The organism is Clostridium sp. chh4-2, from assembly GCF_002899675.1.
In the GTDB taxonomy this organism is placed as follows: domain Bacteria; phylum Bacillota; class Clostridia; order Lachnospirales; family Lachnospiraceae; genus CHH4-2.
This window is the reverse complement of the sequence record NZ_PKUU01000007.1, coordinates 81,392-95,441: the sequence shown is the minus strand read 5'-3', so window position 1 is coordinate 95,441 and position 14,050 is coordinate 81,392. Positions and strand designations below refer to the sequence as shown.

13 protein-coding genes are annotated in these 14,050 nt (G+C 46.5%); 6 read left to right on the top strand and 7 right to left on the bottom strand.

What is annotated here, in order from left to right; translation table 11 throughout:
- The first annotated feature begins 102 nt into the window (after nt 1–102).
- Nucleotides 103–798: a LytTR family DNA-binding domain-containing protein gene (locus C0033_RS09295; protein ID WP_103227582.1), complete on the top strand. Its 696-nt coding sequence runs from the start codon at nt 103–105 to the stop codon at nt 796–798.
- 37 nt (nt 799–835) lie between these two features.
- Here C0033_RS09295 and C0033_RS09290 read toward each other — a convergent pair whose 3' ends face one another.
- The 6 genes from C0033_RS09290 to C0033_RS09265 are packed head-to-tail and all read right to left on the bottom strand — an operon-like array spanning nt 836 to nt 6,264.
- Nucleotides 836–1,948, bottom strand: coding sequence for an ABC transporter substrate-binding protein (locus C0033_RS09290; RefSeq protein WP_103227581.1), 1,113 nt, complete (start codon nt 1,946–1,948; stop codon nt 836–838).
- Between the two features lie 31 nt (nt 1,949–1,979).
- Entirely contained in the window at nt 1,980–2,993 is a 1,014-nt protein-coding gene (locus C0033_RS09285; RefSeq protein WP_103227580.1) for a hypothetical protein, read from the bottom strand.
- A 28-nt stretch (nt 2,994–3,021) separates the two neighbouring features.
- On the bottom strand, nt 3,022–3,825 hold the full coding sequence (locus tag C0033_RS09280; protein WP_103227579.1) for an ABC transporter permease: 804 nt from the start codon (nt 3,823–3,825) through the stop codon (nt 3,022–3,024).
- Nucleotides 3,825–4,637: an ABC transporter permease gene (locus C0033_RS09275; protein ID WP_103227578.1), complete on the bottom strand. Its 813-nt coding sequence runs from the start codon at nt 4,635–4,637 to the stop codon at nt 3,825–3,827. Before C0033_RS09275 ends, C0033_RS09280 begins: the two co-directional genes overlap by 1 nt.
- Nucleotides 4,630–5,706, bottom strand: a complete 1,077-nt coding sequence (locus C0033_RS09270; protein WP_103227577.1) for an ABC transporter ATP-binding protein — start codon at nt 5,704–5,706, stop codon at nt 4,630–4,632. The genes C0033_RS09275 and C0033_RS09270 overlap by 8 nt, the downstream gene beginning before the upstream one ends.
- Before the next feature lie 24 nt (nt 5,707–5,730).
- Nucleotides 5,731–6,264 carry a helix-turn-helix domain-containing protein gene (locus C0033_RS09265; RefSeq protein WP_103227576.1) on the bottom strand — a complete coding sequence of 178 codons (534 nt, stop codon included), beginning with the start codon at nt 6,262–6,264 and terminating at the stop codon, nt 5,731–5,733.
- A 235-nt stretch (nt 6,265–6,499) separates the two neighbouring features.
- Between C0033_RS09265 and C0033_RS09260 the strand changes: the two genes are divergently transcribed.
- Nucleotides 6,500–7,564 carry a beta-propeller fold lactonase family protein gene (locus tag C0033_RS09260; protein ID WP_103227575.1) on the top strand — a complete coding sequence of 355 codons (1,065 nt, stop codon included), beginning with the start codon at nt 6,500–6,502 and terminating at the stop codon, nt 7,562–7,564.
- Between the two features lie 3 nt (nt 7,565–7,567).
- On the top strand, nt 7,568–8,644 hold the full coding sequence (aroC, locus tag C0033_RS09255) for a chorismate synthase (protein ID WP_103227574.1): 1,077 nt from the start codon (nt 7,568–7,570) through the stop codon (nt 8,642–8,644).
- Between the two features lie 197 nt (nt 8,645–8,841).
- On the opposite strand, the gene C0033_RS09250 is transcribed toward aroC, so the two are convergent.
- Nucleotides 8,842–9,855 (bottom strand): nucleoid-associated protein, encoded by a 1,014-nt coding sequence (locus C0033_RS09250; RefSeq protein WP_103227573.1) that lies wholly within the window; start codon nt 9,853–9,855, stop codon nt 8,842–8,844.
- Between the two features lie 525 nt (nt 9,856–10,380).
- Here C0033_RS09250 and C0033_RS09245 point away from each other — a divergent pair.
- From C0033_RS09245 to C0033_RS09235, 3 genes are read left to right on the top strand one after another with little or no spacing between them, the layout of a single operon-like run.
- Nucleotides 10,381–11,820 carry a cell wall-binding protein gene (locus C0033_RS09245; protein ID WP_347501069.1) on the top strand — a complete coding sequence of 480 codons (1,440 nt, stop codon included), beginning with the start codon at nt 10,381–10,383 and terminating at the stop codon, nt 11,818–11,820.
- A gap of 24 nt (nt 11,821–11,844) precedes the next feature.
- Nucleotides 11,845–13,185 carry an MATE family efflux transporter gene (locus tag C0033_RS09240; RefSeq protein ID WP_103227572.1) on the top strand — a complete coding sequence of 447 codons (1,341 nt, stop codon included), beginning with the start codon at nt 11,845–11,847 and terminating at the stop codon, nt 13,183–13,185.
- The gene (locus tag C0033_RS09235) at nt 13,182–13,994 is read left to right on the top strand and encodes a MerR family transcriptional regulator (protein WP_103227571.1); all 813 of its coding nucleotides are present in this window, start codon (nt 13,182–13,184) and stop codon (nt 13,992–13,994) included. The genes C0033_RS09240 and C0033_RS09235 overlap by 4 nt, the downstream gene beginning before the upstream one ends.
- Nucleotides 13,995–14,050: the final 56 nt, after the last annotated feature.

The window sequence follows — 14,050 nt, the reverse complement described above, 5'->3', positions numbered from 1 at the left end:
AAATAATAGCAGAAAAAGAAAATAAATGTAACCATGAGACGGAAAATCGTGTATAATAAAGACAATATGAATGATTGTCTTTAGACGCGGTGAGGAAAGATCATGGTTACATTTTATTTATATGATGATACGCCAAACCAGGCTGCTTATGCAGAACGGCTGCAGAAGGCGGTGGAAAAGTATCAGGTTGAAGGAAAGATTATAACGTTTACATACAGGAATACCATGCTGAAGCATATTAAAAAGAATCCACGCCAGGCGGACCATATATTTATGACGGCGGACGGCCGCAATTTTGACTGTCCGGAGGTTATTAAAAAAGCAGGAGAGATGGGAAGCCGGGCGATTTTTGTGGTATATGGAAATGGATGCCGTGAGGAGGAATATGCCAAGGCCGGAGCATATTATCTGCAGTGTCCGTTTACAGAAGATGAGTTTGAACGGGTATTTTTAAGAGCGTGCGGAGAATATGAGGAAAAGCGGCTGACAAGCCTGGAAGTGATGATTAAGAAGATGCCGGAGAAGCTTCCGATCTCTGAAATACGCTTTCTCTCTGTGGAGAACCGGGTTGTATACGCCCATGTGAGAGATGCGGTTTACCGGTTCTATGCTTCGCTTATGGAGCTGGAAGAGGAGTTAAAGGAAGAAGGATTTATGCGCGTGCACCGGGGGTATCTGGTGAATAAAAAGTTTGTCCGTGAATTCCGGTCCGGGTACGTGGTGATGGAAGACGGGGCTACGATTCCGGTAGGGAGAAAGTATCGGGGAGAGATTAAACGTAAGGCAGAGTTTATCTAGGGCGTTTCCTTGCCCCGGATCACTCTGCCTTTTGTGTCTAATTTGATTTAACTTCTTTCCAAAGCTCATTATAAATGCTGTCCACATCGTCTCCTAAATACTGGAATACTTCACAGTTATTCAGATCGCTCTTATCCGGGAAGATGGCTTTATTATTCTGCAGTTCCGGATCTAAGAGATCAAAGGCTCCCTTGTTTGGAGTAGGATAAGTGATGTATTCAAAATTCATCTTGGCGATTTCCGGTCTGCAGAGGAAATCGATCCATTTCTCAGCATTTTCTTTGTTCTTTGCATTCTTAGGGATAACCCAGGAATCAATCCATACGTTTGTTCCCTCTTGTGGAATGACATAATTTAAGTCGTAATCCAGACCAAGTTCGGCAACCTGTTCCTGAATGAACAGCATTTCGCCGGAATAGATCACGCCGATTGCAGCTTCTCCGCCGATCATCTTATCGCGGACCTGATCGATTACATAGGCCTGGACAAGAGGTTTCTGCTGGATCAGAAGGTCTTTGGCTTCCTTTAATTCCGCTTCGTCGGTGCTGTTCATAGAATAGCCTTTTGATTTTAACGCTACCATGAAAGCGTCTCTTACGCTGTCCTGCATCAGGATTTCACCGCTGAATTTGTCATTCCATAAATCGGACCATTTGGTAGGAACGTCTTCAGGAGCCACTTTTGAGGTGTTGTAAAGGATTCCTACGGTTCCCCAGCAATAAGGCACGGAATATTTGTTTTCCGGGTCAAAGCTTTTGGAGTCTTCTAAGTACTGTGGGTCAATTTCCTTGATGTTGGGCACGTTATCCATGTTGATCTCGGCCAGCAGGTCATTTTCTATCATTTTCTGGATCATGTAGTCGGAAGGGCAGACAACATCGTAAGTAACGGCGCCGGCTTCGATTACCGGGTACATGTCTTCATTTGTCTCGAACATGTCATAGATTACTTTAATTCCGGTTTCTTCTTCAAACATGTCAATAACCGATTCGTCAATGTATTCGCCCCAGTTGTAAACGTATAACTGGTTGTTTTCGGCCTTTGCTTCGCTACTTCCGCTGCTGCCGGAGCCGCTGTTTTGGCATCCGCTTAATGTGGCTACGGCAGCAGAAACGGTCAGGGCTGCCAGTGCTAATACTTTCTTTTTCATAATCAGAGTTCCTTTCGTGTGGTGTTAGACTTTAATTTTTAGAGGAAGACATAATATCTCCGATTTCTACAAACTGTTCGGGATTGTGTTTGAAAGCGTTATATTGCTCCAGTAAACTGGTATCTGTGATATCATTAGCCCAGAAATTAGCACTGATCAGATTCAAGCGTTTCAGTACCGAAACGTCGGAAATGTGGTTGGCTATTATTTGCACGGTCTGTAAATCACGAAAATACCAGAGAGAATCTATATTTTGGATATTACCCTTTACGGTGATCTCTTCAGAGTCTTCGGAAAGGGAAAAAAACGCCTCCAGCTTCCAACTGTTATCGTCACCGGCTGATGCCCGGGAGAGGATGCGATAGCCCCAATTGCTGTTGGATTCGCTTTCTGTGGTATTATTTTCAGGTCTCTTGCTTATAAAGATGTACCGGTCCCCAAGAATATCCAAGGACCATATACTGTCCAAGTCTTTTACATAAACCGGGCCGCTCTCGATATTGATAGCTTCCCGCACCATTTTTTCCATAACCGGGTCGCTCCATTGGACGATATCATCTCCGGCCGGTTTATCCAGTTCATCCAGCTGTTTCCGGAAACCCTCATCCCCCGTAGCGTTATAACCATCTCTTAAAATGTGGATAAGGTCATCCAAACGGCTCTGGTCTGTGTATAAGCCGGCCAGTTTGTAGTAAGCCTCTCCGATGGATTCATCAATAGAGAGAGCAGTCAGATAGTCATTCTCTGCATCGGCATACCATTGTTCCGGCCCTGCCGTGGAAGTGTTTTCCGGGGCAGCGGCCAGGCCCATGTAGGCTTCTGCACGACCTATATAAGCTTCTGCCGCCCTTGGTGCGATTTCGATAGCGGCTGTGAAGGCGATAACCGCCTCTTCGTAATTATTCTCAGTCAGATACTTTGCTCCCAATGTCATCTGTCTGCCTAGCCGCTGTTTTGGACTGGTAAAAAACAAAATAAGGGCGGCACAGATAATACCAAGCAGAACCGCTGACAGGCATAGGATAAGTTTAAGCTGTTTTTTCATAATAATTCGCATCCCTTCGGAAAGCGGTCTATGCAGTGTGGCGGCGGCTGTTGTTATTGGATTTAAAGTTGACAATAATCAGCAGTACCAGTACGGTCAGGAAAATGACCGTGGACAGAGAATACATGGACGGTTTAATTCCGCGCCGTACTTCACTGTAAATCAGGGTCGATAAGGTATTGATTCCCGCGCCTCTGGTGAAATGGGTGATGATGAAATCATCCAGAGACATGGTGAATGCCATGAGGAAACCGGAAAGCACGCCCGGCAGAATATCCGGGAATACCACCTTGAAAAATGCCGGCAGCGGCGCCGCGCCCAGATCCAGGGCGGCTTCATAGGTATAGCGGTCGGTCTGTTTTAATTTTGGCATGACATTCAGAATAACGTATGGAATGTTAAATGTTATATGGGAGATCAAAATGGTTTTAAAACCAAGGGATATTCCGAATGCGATAAAAGTCAGCATCAGGGAAATACCGGTTACGATCTCCGCGTTCAGCATGGGAATATTGGTGATTCCCATAATGATCGTTTTGGGTGTGCGCGTCATACTGTTGATCGCAATTGCCGCTACGGTGCCGATTATGGTTGCGATCAGCGCGGAGAGCACGGCGATCACCAGAGTGTTGGAAAGTGCGTCCATGATATTGCGGCTTTCGAACATCTGGGTGTACCACTGCAGGGTAAAACCGCCCCACTGTGTTCGGGATTTTGATTTATTAAAGGACAGCACCATCATGGTTGCAATGGGGGCGTACAGGAAAATTAATATGAGGGCCAGATAAAAATTCTGCCATATTTTCTGTAAGTTTCTTCTTATCTTTGTCATTAGAATGATGTCCCCTCCCCATTTTTATCATATTTGGCGATCAGCGCCATGCTGATTAAGATGAATACCATAAGCACTAAGGAAAGGCCGGAGCCCAGATGCCAGTTGCTTCCTTTTGTAAATTCCTGTTCGATCACATTGCCGATCAGCAGGATCTTGCTGCCGCCCAGCAAATTGGAGATGACGAAGGTGGTCAGCGCGGGAACGAATACCATGGTGATTCCGCTGATGATTCCCGGAACGCTGAGCGGGAGCCAGATGCGGAAAAATGTCTGCACCGAATTAGCGCCCAGGTCCTTTGCCGCGTTGATGGTGTTGTCATCAATTTTACAGAGAACATTGTAAATCGGGAGAACCATAAACGGCAGGAAGTTATACACCATGCCCAGGATAATGGCTCCCGGAGTGTTGATAAGTGATTGGGTGGGAAGATGGAGTGTGGATAAGATTCCGTTGATCACTCCATTTTTCTCAAGCAGTGTCTGCCATGCCAGGGTGCGCAGCAGGAAATTCATCCACATGGGCAGGATGAATATAAATACCACGAAACTTCCCTGATTGACGCCCCGGTTTCTGAGGATCATAGCCAGCGGATAGGCCATGATCAGGCACACGATGGTGCTGAACAGGGATAAGCCCAGGGACAGCCAGAGGGCTTTCGCGTGCTCTGCGGTGGTGATGGCGATGATGTTGGACAAGGTAAATGCCCCTGTTTTATCGGTCATGCCGTAATATACGATGAGGGCCAGCGGGATGAGGGTAAATGCAGTCATCCACAGAAGGTACGGTCCTGCTAACAGTTTTTTATTCATTCACACCCACCGCCTCTTCATCTTCGGAAGCCGGTTTATTCATGATCTGAATGTCAAACGGATCAACATGAATACCAACTTCTTTTCCAACCGGGCACATGTCTGTGCTGTGAACGAGCCATTCAAATCCATCCGGAGTGGTTACTTCCATCTCATAATGGACGCCTTTAAAGATCAAATGGGTGCAGACGCCTTTTAAAGTGCCGGCTTCCGGTTCCACGAGATCGATGTCTTCCGGGCGGATTACCACGTCCACCGGCTTGCGGTTTCCAAATCCTTTGTCCACGCAGGGGAATTTGGCGCCGAAGATTTCCACCAGTTCATCGTGGAGCATCAGGCCGGGAACGATATTGCTTTCGCCGATGAAATCGGCTACGAAAGCATTTTCCGGTTCATTGTAAATCTGTTCCGGCGAACCCATCTGCTGAATGTAGCCCTGGTTCATGACTACGATGGTGTCCGACATGGTAAGGGCTTCTTCCTGGTCATGGGTAACGTAGATAAAGGTGATTCCGAGTTCATTTTTCAAACGGATCAGCTCATACTGCATATCCTGGCGGAGCTTTAGGTCCAGAGCGCCTAACGGTTCGTCTAAAAGAAGAACTCTGGGCTCGTTGACGATCGCCCGCGCGATGGCGATACGCTGCTGCTGGCCGCCGCTGAGGGAATCCACGCTTCGGTTTTCAAATCCGTCTAAATTCACAAGTTTCAGCGCGTATTTTATCTTATCCTGAATGTAAGCTTTTGGTTTATTTTTAATTTTAAGGCCGAACGCGATGTTTTCGGCGATGTTCATATGTGTAAAAAGGGCATATTTCTGAAATACGGTGTTCAGCTGGCGTTTGTTGGGCGGAATCCTGCTGATATCCTGGCCGTCAAAAATCACTTTTCCGGTGTCGGCAGTCTCGAAACCGCCGATGATCCTGAGAGTTGTGGTTTTGCCGCATCCGCTTGGGCCTAATAATGTGACAAACTCGTTTTCTTTAACTGACAGATTGAGATCGTCCAGAACAACGGTACCGTCGAAACTTTTCGTAATATTTACTAAATCAATCAATGGCTGACCCATGGTTTATCCTCCTGAAGTGTGTGATTAAAAGCTTGGCGGTGAGCTGACCCAAATCAGCGAAGCGCCGGTTTTGCTGGTAAGATAATGCTTTTTGTCGGGAGTAAAATAGAAGGATTCTCCTCGTTTTGCTTTATATATTTTGCTTCCGATGTGGATAGATATGCTTCCCTGAAGAATATAACCGAATTCTTCCCCTTCATGTGGGTTGTCAGGATAGGTGGAACCGCCCGCCTCTAATGTTAACATAATCGGTTCCATCATATTTTTCTGTGCATTGGGTATAATCCACTTGATTTCATTCTTTAATTCAGCATCGTATTTTTCAAAATAATCCTGTTTTCCGAAGACGATCTGTTCCTCGGCAGTTTCGTTAAAAAATTCTCCCAAGGTGGTTCCGAGACACTGTAAGATGTCCATCAGGGTGGCGATCGATGGCGATGTTAAGTCTCTTTCCAACTGTGAGATAAATCCTTTTGATAATTCGGCCCGGTCCGCCAGTTCTTCCTGGGTAAGACCTTTGAGCGTTCGAAGTTCTTTAACCTTAGCCCCGATATCCATGCATACCTCCCTCTCACCTTTTATAGGATATACCGTAACTGTTCAATGGATTTGTGCCCATAATTATGACGCATTGAATGATTACGATATATTTAACTTAAAGTTTAGTAATAATAAACAAACGACAAGATTCATTATACTGAAAAATCCTGTACTGTCAATAGATTTTTCAATGATTGTGTGATATGATATCTTTAACTTAAAAATTGCAGTATTTTGAGGAGGACATTTCAGTATGAAAGGTAAATACATGGCCTATGTAGGCTCCTATTCCTACACAGGAAAGGCAAAGGGAATTACGGTATACGATGTGGATGTGGAAAAGGGAGTGTTTATTCCGCGGTGTGAGATGGAGGTGGACAACTCCTCTTATGTGATTCCATCCAGTGACTGCAAAACCCTGTATTCGATTGCAGATGAAGGAGTCGTTTCATTTAAGATACATGAAAACGGGAGCATTACCCGATTAAACAGCGCTAATATTAAGGGAATGAGAGGATGCCACCTGTCTACGGATAAGGATGATAAGTACATCTTTGTCTCAGGCTATCATGACGGAAAGGCCACGATTCTGGATCTCAACAAAGACGGATCGGTGGGAAATATTGTGACCGGCGTATTTCATAAGGGTCTTGGCAGTGTGGCAGAGCGTAATTTCCGCCCTCATGTCAGCTGCACCCGCCTTACTCCGGACGGTAAATATGTGATGGTGGCTGATCTGGGAATCGACCAGGTTAAGATCTACCGGTTTGACCAGAAGGAGAGACGGATGTTTTTGGTGGACGCGATCCGCTGTGAGAGGGAGTCTGCGCCCAGATGTTTCCGTTTCAGCGATGATGGCAAGTTCTTCTATCTGATGTATGAACTTAAAAATGTGATCGAAGTATTTACGTATGAAACCGGAGAGAGAACGCCTGTAATTGAAAAGATTCAGACCATTTCCACGGTGGGAGATAAGAAACTCAGCGAACTGACGGCAGCATGTTCCATGCGTTTTTCCAATGACGGGGATCAGAGCTACATGTACTGCGGCAATGCCGGCGACAATACGGTCAGCGTTTATAAGAGAGATAAGGAAACGGGACTTCTTTCCCTGCTCTGCTGTCTTCCGATCAGCGGGGATTATCCAAAGGATATCGCTGTATTTCCGGACAACCGGCATATTGCGGTGGTTAATCATGAAAGCGGAAGCATCACATTTTTCCATGTGGACTATGAAAAAGGGCTTCTTGTTATGAGTGCGAATCCGATCCGCGTTAACGAGCCGAACAGCTGTGTGATCGTAAAGGTAGGGGATTAAAGCATGGCAGGATCGACATTTGGAAAGCTGCTTACCATGACCACATGGGGAGAATCCCATGGTAAGGGAGTGGGAGTGGTGGTTGACGGATGCCCGGCCGGGCTTTCGCTCAGCGAAGAGGATATACAGAGATATCTGGACAGGAGAAAACCGGGACAGAGCAAGTTTACGACCATGCGCCAGGAGGGCGACCGGGTGGAGATCCTTTCCGGAATTTTTGAAGGAAAGACTACCGGCACGCCGATCTCTATGATGATAAGAAACCAGGACCAGCGTTCTCACGATTACGGTAATATTATGAACGTATACCGTCCGGGACATGCGGACTATGGATTCGATGCCAAATACGGCTTTCGCGATTACCGGGGAGGCGGGCGCTCTTCCGGAAGGGAAACCATTGGCCGTGTGGCCGCCGGAGCTGTGGCATGCAGGCTTCTTGGACATTATGGAATCGAAGTGAACGCATATACCAAGTCCATCGGCCCTGTGGAGATTCAGATGGAACGCTTTTCTATGGAAGAAGCCGGGAATAACCGTTTATATATGCCGGATGCTCAGGCCGCCAGGGAAGCGGAAGCCTATCTGGAAGAACTGATGGCGAAAAAGGATTCCGCTGGCGGAATCGTGGAATGCTGTATTACAGGCGTTCCGGCGGGAATCGGGGAACCGGTATTTGATAAACTGGACGCCAGCCTGGCAGGTGCGATTATGTCAATCGGAGCGGTGAAGGGATTTGAGGTAGGCGACGGATTCGCCGCCGCAAGATCAACAGGCTCTGTGAATAACGATGCATTTTATATGGGACCGGATGGAAAGGTATGCAAAAAGACTAATCATTCCGGCGGAATTCTGGGCGGGATGAGCGACGGAAGCGAGATCGTATTCCGGGCTGCATTCAAGCCGACCCCTTCCATTGCCTCAGAGCAGGAAACTGTGAACAGGGATGGGGAGGATGTTAAGATTGAGATAAAAGGACGTCACGATCCGATCGTGGTGCCGAGAGCTGTGGCTGTGGTGGAAACTATGGCTGCGTTTACGGTGGCGGATCTGCTGCTTCAGGGCAGAGGGGCGCGGATTTAAAGGATTTGGGATTATTTGATTTCAGGGGCATGCCTGGAAGAATAGAGATATGAGATACACGAAGGGCCTGGAAGTTTGCTGAAAATACAGGTTCCGGTGAACATCCGGCGGTGAAGCCGCTCAGACAAGTTTATCGGGACATGCATTTTTAGGCAGACCTCCGGGCCCGTTTTTTACGCGTATACCTGGTGTAAAAGCTACCTGGTAGTCAATTTTCCAATATTTTTAATCAGCATGGAAATGGTTCCGTCTACATTTGTGATAAATTCCACATGATCGGAGTTTCCGTATTCTTCCATGGGGATTTTGATTTCGATTCCGGTGTCGGTGGTCAGATACTGGGTCTGGAATTTTTTAACGGTCTGTTCGTTTTTGGGCTCCACGACTTCGGTGACCATGTTGTATTTTTCCATCTTTTCTACGAATTCTTCCTGCATCTCAGGGCTGTCTTTGAAGACTTTTTCTTTGAGGGCTTCGATATGGATGCAGCCTTCTTCTTCCAGTTCCTGATAGATCACGCTTTTGGTTTCCATCTTGCGTTCTGCGTCATCGTCTCCGTAATATTTTTTGTTGACCTGTTCCACCGCCTTGGTTACGATGTCCAGTTTGCTTTTTTGGGAGAGGGGAGCGTGGCATTCCAGGAAGAGTTCGGAGAAATAGAGGCGTTTTTCACCGTTTACTTCGTATTTTTTCTCGGTCAGCAGCAGTTCGCCGTCCAGCAGGTTTACTACAAATGCCTCTGACAATTTCTGGCCTTCGGAAGGCAGGATGGCGCGCTGTAAAATGATGTCGTTGTTGTTGCTTCCGTCTTCGGACGGCTGGGTGATATGGGTATAGGAAGTTTTATAGTTGAGCTTTAAGACGCCCAGATAATCGTTTCCCTTGCAGCTGAATATCACCATGGCCATGTCGGCAGGCGGGATGGCGATATTGGAATTCATGATCTGGAACAGCTTTTGGGCGATGACCTTGCTGGTCTCCACAAAGTTTTCCGGGGTACATTCCCGGATTGCGGCGCAGACTTCGGATTCCTCGGAGAACTGGCAGTGCTTAACATCGTCGTTTTCCGTAAATTTTTCTATGTGGGCTTTCAGAAAGTCGCATAAGTCGGAGCCTAAATCAAATTCATAGTCTGAGAGCACCGGCATGCCCATGGTTGAATCCAGAATATGTATAATACCGGTTTTCATAATCATATCGTCTTTTAACATTATTTCCTCCATTTCGCCGCCGGACAGCGGCAGGTACAATCAAAATTGCGGTTCCCAACTATTTTAAACGAATATCAAAGTTTAATCAATGCTTGATTTTCGTTACGCTTCCCAGCCCCGGCGGCCTCTGCCGTCCGTGCGGGTTTTGGCAGTATGCAGGAATTTTCCAGTTCCGGTTTCGGGCATAAGCGCTACTAAACGTTATTCATAACGTTATTCATAAAATAGTTGACATTGGAGCAGCTCCAAGGTGTAATATAGTGTTTGGACATCACTGCCCGGGGAAATGGCCACCGCACTCTTCGCCTTTCACCGGGTATTTTTTTGCTTTTTTTGGCGCTAAAACGTAAGAAATTGTAAGTAACTTTACTATTTTCTGACATATTTCTCCCAACCGTTGACCCTGGTCTTTGACCATGGTTTATTCTGGAAAAGTCTTGAAGAAAAGATATGCGCGCATAGAAAAATCTGTGATTGCAGAGATAAATCCAGGCTGTTTTTAAACAGCGGAATGAGAGGAAAAAAGTGAAAAAACAAGTGCAGATATTAGCGGCAATGTGTGTAATGACCGCATGTTCTATAGGGGTGGCTATTCCATCCATGGCAGCCACAAAGGGCTGGAAACAGGAAGGTGAAAATTGGGTTTACTACGAAAAAGACGGAAGTAAAGTCACCGGTGAGTGGAAAAAATCAGGCAGTCACTGGTTTTATCTGGATGATGATGGTATAATGCTGACTAGTTCTCTGGTGGAATCAGATGATGATGTGTTTTATGTAAACTCAGTGGGCGCTATGGTCATGAATGAGTGGAGAGAAGTGGAAAATGAAGATGCCGGCGACGAGGACGAACCGGACTCATACTGGTATTATTTCCAGTCCAACGGTAAGGCTTATAAGGCGTCATCCGATAGAACCACATTCCGTTCCATTAAAAAGGCGGATGGAAGTCTCAGAAAATATGCGTTTGACGACGACGGACGCATGTTATATGGCTGGGTAAATGAAGAGTCCACCCGTCTGACAGGAGACGATGCATGGAAAGAGGGAGTCTATTACTGCGGAGAATCGGACGATGGTGCGCAGGTGATTGCTTCCTGGGCGCAGATCCATGTAGAAGACGAGGAAAATGAGGACGATTCAGACCAGGATTACTGGTTCTATTTCAACGGTTCAGGCAAGAAAATAGATGATGAAACAAAGAAGATCAATGGAAAGCGCTATACATTTAACGAATACGGCGCAGCTCAGTATGAATGGTATCAGGTCGCTACCAAGCAGAACGCTTCGTCTTCCAACAGCTATCAGTATTTCAACCTGCCTGAGCAGTGTTGGAGAGCGGACGGCTGGTTCTATGTAGTTCCGGACGAAGATGTGGATCAGGAAGCTTATAACGATGATGAAGCTTATTGGTTCTATGCGGAAAAGGACGGCGATCTTGTGAAGAGCCAGATCAAGACTATTAACGGCAAGAAATACGCATTTAACGACAAGGGCGAGATGCTGGAAGGACTTTTCAAGATCGAGTTTGAAGAAAACAGTTCAACAAAGATCGCGTCCAGCACGGAGATTGAAAATGAGGAAGATCTTCCGGATGAATTTGACAGCTGTGAAGTATTCTATTTTGGAAATTCACCGGCAGGCGCCATCGAAACAGGCAACGCCACATTGGAAGTGGATGGAGAGGTGTATGCTTACAGCTTCCAGGATTCAGGAAGCAAGAAGGGCGCCGGTTATAACGGAATCCATAAGAACTCCATTTATATCAAGGGGCGCAAATTAAAAGCGGATAAAGAAGACAAATTAAAGGTTGTAGAGTATAATGATAAGGAATACCTGGTAAATACATCCGGCACAATTGCGAAGAATAAGAAAAATGTGAAGGATGCGGATGAAAATTATTACTGCACCGATAAAGATGGTGTGGTAACCTATCAGGGAACCGATAAATACGAAAAGGAAAAATAGATAGTAAAGGAATAAGGCTGCTGTATGAGAAAGGGTAATTTCTGGAGATGCGTTCTGCCGTCTATGCTCGCATTTGCATGTTCCGGCGTTTATGCAATTGTAGATGGATTTTTTATAGGAAGGAATCTGGGAGATCCCGGCCTCGCGGCAATCAATATCGCTTATCCGGTCACAGCGCTTTTGCAGGCGCTGGGCACCGGAATCGGCGTGGGAGGTTCCGTGCTGATGGTATCGGAGGGAACCGGAAGTGAAGCAAAGATCAGGCAGGATCAGAAGAGAATTCTTCTGCTCCTGCTTTTTGCGGCTGCGGCCATGACGGTACTTGGAAGCGCCGTAAAAGACCCGGTTCTGCACATGCTGGGGGCCCGCGGGGAGATCTATGAATTGGGGCGGATTTACCTGAGGATTATTCTGACGGGAGCTGTTTTTCAGCTTTTGGGAACGGGACTGATTCCGGTGCTGCGCAATATGGACCGGGCATTTTTAGCTATGATTTTTATGATGTCCGGTTTTTTTACCAATATGATCCTGGATTATCTGCTGATCGAAGTGATACCTATGGGGATGTTCGGCGCTGCCCTCGCCACTGCGGCGGGACAGGGAGTGACGGCGGTAACCAGCCTGTTATACTTGTTGAAAAAGAGCGTTTTAAAACGCGGCGGGGCCTCTGAGGAGGGAAGACTGATTCAATGGGACAGAATTAAACGGATGCTTGTGATCGGCCTGTCTCCATTTGGCCTGACCCTGTCTCCAAATCTGATTCTTTTGGTGATGAATAAAAGCCTGACTGTTTATGCCGGCGATCATGAGGTGGCCGTTTACGCGGTGATCAGCTATGTGATTGTGGTTGTCCAGCTGCTTTTACAGGGTGTGGGCGATGGAAGCCAGCCCCTTTTCAGCCTCTGTCTCGGAATGGGAGATGTGAAGTCCTGCGGCCGGTATCGGTCAATGGCCTATTGGTTTGCGGCCGCTATCGGAGCGGCCGGCATGGCATCCCTCTATCTGTTCAGAAGAGAGGTGCCGCTGATGTTCGGCGCATCGCCGGAGGTGATGGAGACTTACGGTAAGGTGATATTGATTTTCTGTGCCGGCCTGATTCCGTACAGTTTTATCCGCGTCACGGCTTCTTACTTTTATGCGACGAGACAGAACCTTCAGGCTTATATTCTGGCATATGGGGAACCGGCCGGTGTGGCGGTCTGGCTGTTGATTCTGCCGCATGTTATAGGAGTAACGGGCATCTGGCTGGCAGTGCCTCTATCCCAGCTGACGGTGGCCGGCGCAGCGCTGCTGTTGAGAAAAAAAGAAGAGTTATCAAGAAATCTGCAGATAAACGGTGAAGTGGGGAAAGGAGAAAGTATATGAAGCGGGAATACCGGATTGGTGAAGTGGCCAGGCTTTTAGGCGTGACCCAGGATACGTTGAGATTTTATGAGGAAAAAGAGATTATTAAGCCATATAAAGCGGAAAATGGCTACCGCTGTTATACGGCGGACGATGTATGGCTTCTTCTGGATGCTATTTACTACCGCAAAGTGAATTTCAGCGTCCATGACGTGAAACAGATCCTTTACCACAATAACTGTGAGGCCATGCAGAATTTAATCAGCCAGAAGATCGAAGAGGAAAAAAAGAGCATTCGGGAACATCAGTTTTATCTGACAAAGCTGGAGATGAGCCATCAGAGCTGTCAGAATATAAAAGATTATCTGGATATCTGCTCGGTTCTTCCCTTTCAGCGTTTTTATATTTTGTCTGAAAAGAGAACCGAAAAGGATAAGGTCAGAGACGAATGGTTTCAGCTGATCCAGGAAAAAAGCGTATATGAGGTTTCCAATATTATGGAAGAATACGATCTGTTAAATGTAGGATATGACAAACCGGTCTATTCATTTCTGAGTCTGAGGGAATCCATTGCCAAGAAAATGAAGATGAAAAAGAAGCTGGAAGAGATGCCGTGTCTGGATTATAAGCGGTGCATTTTTACCGTGGATACATCAGAAACGCGTTCACCCAGAAAGGAAGCTTTAAAACGTGCGGTGGAATGGGCTGGAAAGCACAGTTTCCAACTGGAAGGAAAAGCCTATTCCCAATATACGATTAACTGCAACGCGGAAGGCAAAATGGTCTATTATATCGAAATCTATCTTCCGATCCGGGGCTGTGAACATTAATAAGCAGGAACGTAATCACAATATTCTTACTCCCCATATCTTGATAAAACATGTCA

Bases quoted from the DNA above. Each gene is read 5' to 3' on its own strand.
- C0033_RS09295 (WP_103227582.1), top strand. From the start codon at position 103: ATGGTTACATTTTATTTATATGATGATACGCCAAACCAGGCTGCTTAT.
- C0033_RS09290 (WP_103227581.1), bottom strand. From the start codon at position 1,948: ATGAAAAAGAAAGTATTAGCACTGGCAGCCCTGACCGTTTCTGCTGCC.
- C0033_RS09285 (WP_103227580.1), bottom strand. From the start codon at position 2,993: ATGAAAAAACAGCTTAAACTTATCCTATGCCTGTCAGCGGTTCTGCTT.
- C0033_RS09280 (WP_103227579.1), bottom strand. From the start codon at position 3,825: ATGACAAAGATAAGAAGAAACTTACAGAAAATATGGCAGAATTTTTAT.
- C0033_RS09275 (WP_103227578.1), bottom strand. From the start codon at position 4,637: ATGAATAAAAAACTGTTAGCAGGACCGTACCTTCTGTGGATGACTGCA.
- C0033_RS09270 (WP_103227577.1), bottom strand. From the start codon at position 5,706: ATGGGTCAGCCATTGATTGATTTAGTAAATATTACGAAAAGTTTCGAC.
- C0033_RS09265 (WP_103227576.1), bottom strand. From the start codon at position 6,264: ATGGATATCGGGGCTAAGGTTAAAGAACTTCGAACGCTCAAAGGTCTT.
- C0033_RS09260 (WP_103227575.1), top strand. From the start codon at position 6,500: ATGAAAGGTAAATACATGGCCTATGTAGGCTCCTATTCCTACACAGGA.
- aroC (WP_103227574.1), top strand. From the start codon at position 7,568: ATGGCAGGATCGACATTTGGAAAGCTGCTTACCATGACCACATGGGGA.
- C0033_RS09250 (WP_103227573.1), bottom strand. From the start codon at position 9,855: ATGTTAAAAGACGATATGATTATGAAAACCGGTATTATACATATTCTG.
- C0033_RS09240 (WP_103227572.1), top strand. From the start codon at position 11,845: ATGAGAAAGGGTAATTTCTGGAGATGCGTTCTGCCGTCTATGCTCGCA.
- C0033_RS09235 (WP_103227571.1), top strand. From the start codon at position 13,182: ATGAAGCGGGAATACCGGATTGGTGAAGTGGCCAGGCTTTTAGGCGTG.